The organism is Corynebacterium sp. ACRPS (genome assembly GCF_022346005.1).
GTDB lineage: Bacteria > Actinomycetota > Actinomycetes > Mycobacteriales > Mycobacteriaceae > Corynebacterium.
In genome coordinates, this window is record NZ_JAKRMY010000029.1 from 1 (window position 1) to 9,469 (window position 9,469).

8 protein-coding genes are annotated in these 9,469 nt (G+C 62.2%); 3 read left to right on the forward strand and 5 right to left on the reverse strand.

The features are described 5' to 3' along the window. Positions 1–222: 222 nt before the first annotated feature. From MHX65_RS11560 to MHX65_RS11245, 5 genes are all read right to left on the reverse strand, one after another. Positions 223–930, reverse strand: coding sequence for an IS3 family transposase (locus tag MHX65_RS11560; RefSeq protein WP_255722740.1), 708 nt, complete (start codon positions 928–930; stop codon positions 223–225). 15 nt (positions 931–945) lie between these two features. Further along, a complete protein-coding gene (locus MHX65_RS11565) occupies positions 946–1,284 on the reverse strand; it encodes a transposase (protein ID WP_255722742.1) in 339 nt (112 codons plus the stop codon). Between the two features lie 39 nt (positions 1,285–1,323). Then, positions 1,324–1,680: an IS3 family transposase gene (locus tag MHX65_RS11645; protein ID WP_370657805.1), complete on the reverse strand. Its 357-nt coding sequence runs from the start codon at positions 1,678–1,680 to the stop codon at positions 1,324–1,326. A 66-nt stretch (positions 1,681–1,746) separates the two neighbouring features. Next, positions 1,747–2,001 carry a hypothetical protein gene (locus MHX65_RS11240; RefSeq protein WP_239270140.1) on the reverse strand — a complete coding sequence of 85 codons (255 nt, stop codon included), beginning with the start codon at positions 1,999–2,001 and terminating at the stop codon, positions 1,747–1,749. A 221-nt stretch (positions 2,002–2,222) separates the two neighbouring features. After that, complete coding sequence (locus tag MHX65_RS11245) at positions 2,223–4,202, reverse strand: FAD/NAD(P)-binding protein (RefSeq protein ID WP_239270141.1); 1,980 nt, start codon at positions 4,200–4,202, stop codon at positions 2,223–2,225. 263 nt (positions 4,203–4,465) lie between these two features. Between MHX65_RS11245 and MHX65_RS11250 the strand changes: the two genes are divergently transcribed. The 3 genes from MHX65_RS11250 (at position 4,466) to menD (ending at position 9,386) form a co-directional block, all read left to right on the forward strand. Further along, positions 4,466–6,880, forward strand: coding sequence for an excinuclease ABC subunit UvrA (locus tag MHX65_RS11250; protein WP_239270142.1), 2,415 nt, complete (start codon positions 4,466–4,468; stop codon positions 6,878–6,880). Between the two features lie 77 nt (positions 6,881–6,957). Then, positions 6,958–7,683, forward strand: a complete 726-nt coding sequence (locus tag MHX65_RS11255) for a hypothetical protein (protein ID WP_239270143.1) — start codon at positions 6,958–6,960, stop codon at positions 7,681–7,683. A gap of 80 nt (positions 7,684–7,763) precedes the next feature. Further along, positions 7,764–9,386, forward strand: coding sequence for a 2-succinyl-5-enolpyruvyl-6-hydroxy-3-cyclohexene-1-carboxylic-acid synthase (menD, locus tag MHX65_RS11260; RefSeq protein WP_239270144.1), 1,623 nt, complete (start codon positions 7,764–7,766; stop codon positions 9,384–9,386). Positions 9,387–9,469 lie beyond the last annotated feature (83 nt).

Sequence of the window (9,469 nt, forward strand, 5' to 3'; positions counted from 1 at the left end):
TTCTTTTCAATCGCATCAATCTTGGCCTTATCAGCCGGATCTCGTCTCGCCATAGTAGTCATTCTGGTTCATCTCCTTATGCGGGTTAGGTTCCCACACACAAACCATTAGACACTCTCAGCGGTAACCGCACCATGAATGCAATCGTTTGGTGTTGTACCGCGTGCACCACCGAAACACATCCTGGCGGCAGGCCAACTGACTAGTGAAAACAGACTCATCCTACAGGACTTCCCGCTTCAACGAGGCGTTGAACGACTCCGCCAACGAGTTGTCCGCACTCGTCCCGATCGCGCCCATCGACTGGGTGACACCGAAGCGCACGCATAGTCTCCGGTACTGATCAGAGGCATAAACACTGCCGTGATCCGAGTGGAAGATCGCCCCGTCTAGGCTCCCGCGAACCTTCCGGGCCATCGTCAGGGCTTCTTCAACCAACTCGGTGCGCATGTGATCAGCGATCGCAAACCCCGTCAACTGCCGCGAATAGCAGTCGATAACCGTGGCCAGGTACATATTCGACCCGTCCGCGATCGGCAGGTACGTGATGTCGCCGACGTAGACCGCGTTCGGCCTGTCCGCAGTGAACCGGCGTTGCAGCAGATCCGGAAACCTCGGGGCCCGTTTACTCGACGTCGTCGTTTTCACCCGGCGTTTCCTGGTGAAACCAAAAAGGCCCATCTGCCGCATCAGCCGGGCGGTGCGCTTGTGATTGAGACGGCCGCCCTTGCCCCGGTCGTTGACGGGATCGGAGTTGATCGCCGCAGTCACTCGTTTCGCGCCGTAGCAGCCGTTCTCGGCGTTGAAGGTGGTCTTGATCTGCGCTCCCAGCACCGCGTCATCGACGAGGTGTTGCCGGCGGGCAGGGGCAGCTGATTTCCAGGACCTGGCATAACCGCTTGACCTCGTAGAGGTCTCGATGGTCGTCAACGAACCGGAAGCGGTTCACCAGTTCGTCTCTTCCGCGAAATATTTGGCCGCCTTACGAAGGATTTCTCGTTCCTCGCGGAGTTTGGCGTTTTCGCGTTCCAGTACGCGGATGCGTTCGGCGTCCGACAGTCCTGAGGCAGCGGTGGCGGAGTCCGACGCGGCGATGAGGCTGGCGACTTTTTCACCGTTGGCGTTGGTTTTGGTGCGTGTGCCGAAGGCGTCGAGCCAGGTGCGCAGGGAGTTGCGGTTGACCCCGAGATCGGAGGCGATCGCGTTGAGCGTTGCTCCGGGGGTCGACTCGTACAACGAGACTGCGTCGCGCTTGAACTGCTCGGTGTAGGTCTTGCGTGGCATGGTGGAAAGGTACCTCACTTCCCCAGCGACATGCTGGTTTCAGCGTGTCCACCACCAGGGGGTCAGGTCCGTGCACTTGCGGCCTACTAGATCTGGCATGACGCGGTGACCAGGCTTGCGCCTAGTGGTGGTGCATCGACGCCGTTTAGTAAAGCCTTGAAGTCCCATGGTTTTCATGATTCGTGCAACTTTCTTGTGATTCGTCGGACCACAGCTCTCATCGGCTTTAAGGCTTGCGGCGATGCGTTGAGCTCCGTAAAGCCCGTGCTCATCGTCGAAGATGGTCTTTATTCTTGCACCAATAAGACCGTCGGAATGCATCTTTAACCTGCGCTTTTTGCGGGTGCTCACCCACTTGTAAAACGAGGAACGATTCAGCTTTAAAACGTGGCACATCCGCTTAACCGAGTATTCGGTTCGGTGGTCATCGACGAACTGGAAGCGGATCACCAGTGAGTTGCTTTAAGCAAAATATTTCGCGGCCTTACGCAGGATATCGCGTTCTTCGCGCAGTTTTGCGTTTTCTTTCTCTAGCTGGCGGATTCGCGCAGAATCATTCGCCGCTTGGGCTTTATCATGCACGGCTTTTATGCGGGCACGTTTGCCGGTGCCGTACTTTTTGACCCAAGAATGCAGCGAAGCTCGGTTGATGCCGAGTTCGGCTAATGCTGAGTTCAGCGAGAGGCCCTCATTGTTCCTTATAGAGGGCCACGGCATCGCGTTTGAACTGTTCGGAATACCTGGACATGATGGTAGATTACCTTTCTTCCCAGTCCGACTGGGCTGGATATCAGGTGTCCACCAAATGGGGGTCAGGTCCGAACGCAGATAAACATAACCTGCCCCAGCATGGGGCTAGGAGTATGAATCCTGGGCTCCTCCGAACGGAACTGCTAACAGCGTAATGGGCAGGCGGTTGCCTGCCCCCTCGCTGCTAGCTACGCTTGCCCCGCGAGTGCTACCTGGGCCGCGTGCACGGCGGCCTTATCGGCTTCCTGGATGAACCACGAATCGGTGCCGGGAATCGGCGGGGCCAAGGTAGTATCCGGGTACTCGGCGTGGGCGGGGATTCCTACGAGGTGCAGGCGCTCATCCACGGTGCCATCGGCGTTGTGGACCTGGCGGGTATCGGGGTCTTCGGCGGGCGAGCCGGTAGGTACCTCGATGCCATCGCTGGCGGTTTCTGTAAAGGCGCGCACGCGCCCGGATTCCACGAGGGAGTGCATGAAGGAATCGTGCGGGGTGCGGCGGATATCGGGCTTGTGCACCCAGGCATCGAGAAGCGTCGTGCCCGGGATGCGCTTGCCACCAGACGCGCTGGAGCTGATGGTCCATTCCCCGGCATCGGCATTCGTTCCCAAGACGGGGTTGCCGCCGACGAAGCTGACAATGCCGGCATCGACAAGCGCCAGCAATTGCTGCGTGCGGAAGGGCGGCGGGCCGGAGCACGTGGTCTGGCCCAAGGAGATGGCCTTATCGAACATGTGGTGGCGCGACTCCAGGGTATAGCGGCCCTCAGCGCCCAGAACCTGGGTGGGTTTGCGGGAGAAACCGACCGACCACAAAGCGGCGCGCACCGGGCTATCCGGGCCCTTCTGGGATTCTGCCAGGTCCTCGCACAGGCTCTGCGCGATGTGCTCGGTGAGCTCCTGCTGGTTGGAAAAATCCTCCGTGAGCAGGTGCATCCAGCGCAGTAGGCTGAAATCCTTGGTGGTATGGCGCGCAATGACCTCATCGAGCTGGGCCAGGCCGTTATAGGCCACGCCTGCATCTACCGGGGTGGCATCGAGGGCGGCGATGATCTCCTCGCGGGAGGCGCGCAGGCTTTCCGGCTCGACGCGGGCGAGGGTATCGATATAGGCCTGGTAGGCATCGCGGGCGACCGCAGGCCATACCTCGGTGTCATAGTTGATGGAGCGCGCGCCCGTGCGGTGGGATAGCTCGGCGACGACCTTCTTTAACCGCGGGATCTCCGCGGCCGGTGGGAGGGCGCCTTCATTGGATTGCGGCAGGAAGGGATAGCCGCGCCGGGATGCGGCTGCAAAGGTGGGCTCGGTGCCGGTGGCCTCATAGCGCATGCCCCAAGGCTTGGAGGAATCCTCGACGAACTTACCACCGCGGCCCACAGTGGAGAGGATGAGGATATCGAAAAAGCCCATACCAAGCCCGCGCACGAGGACCTTCTCGTTGTCCTTGATGGAGTCAACACCCTGGTCGATTGGGTTATCAGCGCGGATCCAGCGCAGGCTGGGGTTATCTTCCAAGGTCTTTAAGATCCACCGCTCGTTTTCGGTATAGCCCTGGTTTTGCCAGCCGGTGACCGCCAAGGTGGAGCCGGCCGCAACGGTGGTGTCGTTATTAAGGTGCAAAATATCTGCACCCTCGCGGGATTCAATATCCACCACGCGGGCGTGGTGTTGCTTGACCTCAACCCACTCCGGCACATCCTGCAAGACGGAGCGGAAGACCCACAGGATGTAGTGGCCGTACAGCGCGCGCGGCAAATAGGATTCGGGGCGCAGCTTCTCTAGCTCTGTGCGGCCGAATTCCCCAAGCACCTGCGGATCGAGTGGGTGGGCGGCGACGTAATCGCGGGCGCCGGGGGACACGTGGGCATCGCCAAGCGTCAGGCGGATCCACTCGTAGATGGTGGGGCCTTCCACCACTGGGGCCTCCACCGTGGAGTTGGTCTCAGAAAACAGCGTCATACCGTGGGCGAAGGTATTCATGCACAGGTATTTGGGCTGGTTGATATCCCAAATCTTGCCGCCGCCGTGCTGGGCATCATCGATAAGGTGCAGCGTTAGTTTCTCTGGCGGGTGGGAGACGGTATTGAGTTGTGCCACGAGGCGCTCGAGGACGGAAATGCCGCGGGGGCCAAGTCCAATCAGCGCGATGGATGAAGTGTTATCGGTCAACGCGGAGCCCTACCTTCTAGCTTATAGACCAAGCGGAATCGTCATAATAGACAATGAAGTCTATCAGCAAGAGAGGCGGCGAAATATGCACCGGCGGCAGCTTGGTGGTTGCAGGGCGCGCTCGCCAGCCGGAACACCCTGAGCGGGCGTGAAATTAATTCTTGGGCAGGCGGAGTGGTAGACAGATCGGTAGGCAATGCGCGGCGGGGGTGGCGGGCCGAAGCGTTGCCTTAGGGAGCTGGTGCGCGGGTAGGATTGTGGTCATGACAATCAAGGTTCGCGATGCCCACTTACACAACCTGCGCAACGTCGATGTGGATATGCCGCGCGGCCAACTCGTGGCGGTGACGGGAGTCTCCGGTTCCGGAAAATCCTCTCTGGCCTTTGGCACCATCCACGGGGAAGGGCAGCGCCGCTACCTGGAATCGGTGGCGCCGTTTGCGCGCCGGCTCATTAGCTCCGCGGTGGACCCACAGGTAAGCCAGGTGGAGGGCTTGCCGCCCACGGTGGCGCTGCAGCAATCCACCTCCGGCGGCGGGGCGCGCTCCACGGTGGGCACGGTTTCCGCGCTATCTAATAGCGTGCGCCTGTTGTACTCGCGCGCCGGGGATAACCCTGAGGGCCTCTACTCGGATGCCTTTTCACCAAATACCCCAGAGGGCATGTGTCCGCAGTGCCAGGGCGCGGGCGTGGTGCACGAGCCCACCGAGCAATCGATGGTGCCCGATCCCACCTTGTCCATTGAGGAAGGCGCCATTAAGGCCTGGCCCGGTGCGTGGGCGGGCAAAAATTTCCACGATATCCTCATGAACTTGGGCTATGACCTGGATTCCCCCTGGCAAGACTTGCCGCAGGAAGACCGCGACTGGATCCTATTTACCGAAGAACGCCCCGTGGTCACCGTAAAACCCCTGCGCGGCGCGGACCAGATCCAGCGCAATTATGAGGGCACGTGGCGCTCGGTGGCCAGTTACCTCACCAAGACGCTGCAGGAGACCCAATCGGAATCGCTGCGCAAGCGCACGTTGTCCTTCATGGAATCCCGCGAGTGCGATACCTGCCACGGCCGGCGGTTGAACCCGCGGGCGCTCAAGGTGATGTATGCGGGAATGAGCATCGACAAGCTGGGCGCCCTGCCGCTGGACCAGGTCTATGAGGTACTCAGCGCGCAGGAACCGGAGGAGAATTCCGCGGAGGATCTGCTGCTCAAGCAGGTGTTGCCGGCGCTGACCTCCGCCCTGGAGCTGGGGTTGGCGCACCTGAGCCTGGACCGGCCCACCCAGAGCCTTTCGGCGGGTGAATTGCAGCGCATTCGGCTCGCCGCCCAGCTGCGTTCCGGGCTCTTTGGCGTGGCGTATGTGCTCGATGAGCCGTCTGCCGGCCTGCATCCCGATGAGCGCGGGGCGGTGCTGGATATGTGCCGCCGGTTTATTGACGCCGGCAATTCGGTGTTGCTGGTTGAACACGATATGGATTTGGTGGCCCAGGCGGATTGGCTCGTGGACGTTGGCCCCTACGCCGGCGAGGGCGGCGGCAAGGTGGTTTATTCCGGTCCGGTCGAGGACTACGACGCCGATACCCCTACCGCCCGCGCGTTGGCGCAGCGTGAGCTCGCGCTTGCCGATGCCCCACGCACCCCCTCCAACCACCTCCGCCTCCGTGGCATTTCGGCGCGCAGTATCGACGGGCTCGATGTGGACTTTGGCCTGGGGCAATTTACCGCAGTGGCCGGGGTTTCGGGCTCGGGCAAGTCGACGCTGGTGAGCACCGTGCTGGCAGAAACCCTCAAGGAATCCGCCACCGCCGTGGCCGATGAGGATAAAGACGACGCGGACGAGGGCGGCCACGAGTTCTCGCTTGCCGGGGTAGAGGGCCTGGATAAGGTCTCCCGTCTGGTGCAGATTTCCCAAAAGCCCATTGGCCGCACCCCGCGTTCCACGTTGGCCACCTATACCGGCCTTTTCGATAACGTGCGCAAGCTCTTTGCCTCCACCCCGGAGGCCAAGGAGCGCAAGTGGACGGTCTCGCGCTTTTCCTACAACGTGAAGCAGGGCCAGTGCCCCACCTGTGGTGGCGCCGGAAAAATCGAGGTAGAGCTGGTCTTTTTGCCGGGTTCCTATACCACCTGCCCACAATGCGGCGGTGCCCGCTTCAACGATGAAACCCTCGAGGTGACCTGGCATGGGCGCAGCATCGCAGAGGTGCTGGAGCTCACCGTGGATGAGGCCGCCGAATTCTTTGCCGAGGAACCAAAGATCCACCGCGCCATCGCCACGCTGCAGGCCGTGGGCCTGGGCTACCTCCGCTTGGGACAGGGTGCGCCGGAGCTTTCCGGCGGCGAGGCGCAGCGCATCAAGCTCGCCACGGAACTGCAGCGCTCCCGCAATTCGCGGCGCGGGCACACGGTCTACATGCTGGATGAGCCCACCACCGGCCTGCACCCAGCCGATATTGCCCTGCTCAATGCGGAGCTGCACAAGCTTGTCGATGCCGGGCATACCGTGATCGTCATCGAGCACGATCTCAACGTTCTAGCGAGCGCGGACCGCATCATTGAAATGGGCCCCGGCGCCGGTGCGGACGGCGGGCAGATCATCGCGGATGCCACCCCAAGCCAGCTGGCCGCGGAAGATACCGCGACCGGACGGGCGCTGCGGGCGCGCCAGCTGCAGAGCTAGCATCTCCCCTCGGTCCAACGCTGGCATCTGGGAGATTCCCTGGGATCTCACAGGAAAATGATGTACATCTGGTAGGCATGACAAATAATGGCTTTGGTGAAAACGGTTCCAATGGCCGAAAAGGCTCTCATGATGATGGGCGCGGCACTGACGAGACCCGCCAGTGGTCTGGCCCGGCCGAGGATGCCACGCGCCAGATAGGCCGCGTCCCAGATAATGCGGGCGGTAATGCCCGCAGCCAGCGCCCACAGCAGTATTTCCCGGGCGCGCAGCAGCCGCAGAATGAGACGCGGCAATTCGACGCGAACGCCGATTACCAGCAGAATTACCAACAAAACTATCAGCAGCCCGGTGGGCAGTATGGCCAGCAACAATACGCCCAGCAGCAGTATGAGCCGGTGCCGTCGGACTATGACCCGGACCAGCGCGGCAGGGGAAAGAAGAAAAACGGCGGGATGGCCGGGGTCTTTGCCGCCATCGCCGTCGTTGCCATCCTGGCGGCGGGCGCCCTGTTCTTCTTGTGGCGCAATGCCGCGAGCGATGCCGATAAGCCCGCGCCAGAACCGGTGACGGAAACCACCACCACGCAGGTGCCCACCACAGTGACCGAGACCGAGGATGCGGGCCCTGGTATTTCTGAGCGCCTGCGCAATCTGCCGAATCTGCAAGACGATCTCCCCGAAGATATTCCTACCGAGCTGCCACCGGAAATTCAGGACCGCCTGGAAGAAGGCGATGACCTCGACGTGGAACGCCTTTTGCGGGATCTCTTTGGCAATGGCGGCAACCAGCAGCAGGGCTAACCAGCGGTACCGGCTATAGGCAAGGCGGCGGCGCGGCGCGATTGCCGGCCGCTGCGCCGCAGTAGGTAAAATCTGGCAGCATGAATGAATCGATGCAGCTGGCTGAACAGGTGGCCGCCCAATTGGCGCGCCACCTTACCGATGTGGTGCTGTGCCCGGGATCCCGCAACGCACCGCTGTCGCTCGCCCTCCTCGCGCGCGAGGATATCCGGGTGCATACGCGCATTGATGAGCGCGGCGCTGCGTTTACCGCCTTAGGAATGGCGCGCGTGCAGCACCGCCACGTCGGGGTGGTGATGACCTCCGGCACGGCCGTGGCCAATACGCTGCCCGCGGTGGTTGAGGCGCACTATTCCCATACCCCGCTGGCCATTATCAGCGCGGACCGCCCGGAGCGGTTGATCGGCACCGGCGCCTCCCAAACCATCGTGCAAGATGGCATCTTCGGCGTCTATGCGGATACCACCCAGGTCAATGCGGAAGAGGATATCGCCGCCATTGCAGAGCGGTTTGAGCGCGACCTCCAGGTACACATCAATATCGCCTTTGACGCACCCCTGGTAGGAGATAGCCTGCCGGAGCGAGTAGGTGGCGATGGCACCCGCGCGGCCACCCCGCGGTTTTATGACCACGGCGAGGTCGCGGTGGACTTGAGCAAAAATACCCTTGTTATCGCCGGCGATGAGGCCTGGGAGGTCGAGGGCCTAGAAGACGTGCCGACCATCGCGGAGCCCTCCGCGCCGGGGCCCTTCCACCCCGTGCACCCGGCCGCGGCGCATATTTTCCGCAAGGCGCAGGTCTCCGCCAATGACTACGTGGTCAATACCAAGGTCGAGCAGGTCATCGTGGTGGGCCATCCCACGCTGCATCGCGGCGTGCTCGCGCTGATGAATGACCCGGATATCGAGCTGGTGGTGCTCTCGCGCACGGCGGACTTTACCAACCAGCGCGGGGATAACGCGCGCCTTGGCACCACCGTCAAGACCACCGGGGAGCCAAGCCGCGAGTGGCTCAAGATCTGCCAAGGCGCGACCGACATGGTCGGCGAGGCCGTGCGCACAACCCTGGAGGATGAAGAACTCGGGTTCACCGGCCTGCACGTAGCGGCGGCGGTAGGCGATACGCTCGCGGTCAATGACACGGTGGTGCTCGGCGCCTCGAATCCGGTGCGCGATGCCTCCCTCATCGGGCTGCCCTTTGACGGCGTGGATACCTACGCCCCGCGCGGGGTGGCGGGCATCGATGGCACCGTCTCCCAAGCCATCGGCGTGGCCCTGGCCACGCAATCGCTGGATCCCACTAATTGGCGCGCCCCACGCGTGATGGCCCTGGTAGGGGATGTGACCTTTTTGCACGATGCCAACGGGCTGCTGATCCCGGAGGACCAGCCGCGGCCAGAGAACCTCACCATCGTGGTGGCCAATGACAATGGCGGCGGCATCTTTGAAACCCTGGAACAAGGCGCGCCCGCGCTTCGCGATGCCTTCGAGCCGGCCTTTGGAACGCCGCATGGGGTGGGCATCGACAAGCTGGCAGAGGCTTATGACGCAGACTACCGTCTGGTGACCACCCCGCAGGAGCTGCTGGATACCCTGGCAGAGCTTAAGGAATACTCCACGGGCATCACCATCGTGGAGGCGCAGACCACCCGTGCCACGCGCCGGGCGCTGCAGGATAAGCTCACGCAGAAGGTGGGCCAGTAAGTGGCCCCGCGCTATAGGCCCGCGGTTGTTCGGCGTCGGCTGCACCAGCTCGTGCTGGCCATCTACGTGGCGCTGATCGTGGG

Coding starts and splice junctions, on each gene's coding strand:
- MHX65_RS11565 (WP_255722742.1), bottom strand. CDS start 1,284: ATGCCACGCAAGACCTACACCGAGCAGTTCAAGCGCGACGCAGTCTCG.
- MHX65_RS11645 (WP_370657805.1), bottom strand. CDS start 1,680: ATGTGCCACGTTTTAAAGCTGAATCGTTCCTCGTTTTACAAGTGGGTG.
- MHX65_RS11240 (WP_239270140.1), bottom strand. CDS start 2,001: ATGCCGTGGCCCTCTATAAGGAACAATGAGGGCCTCTCGCTGAACTCA.
- MHX65_RS11250 (WP_239270142.1), top strand. CDS start 4,466: ATGACAATCAAGGTTCGCGATGCCCACTTACACAACCTGCGCAACGTC.
- MHX65_RS11255 (WP_239270143.1), top strand. CDS start 6,958: ATGACAAATAATGGCTTTGGTGAAAACGGTTCCAATGGCCGAAAAGGC.
- menD (WP_239270144.1), top strand. CDS start 7,764: ATGAATGAATCGATGCAGCTGGCTGAACAGGTGGCCGCCCAATTGGCG.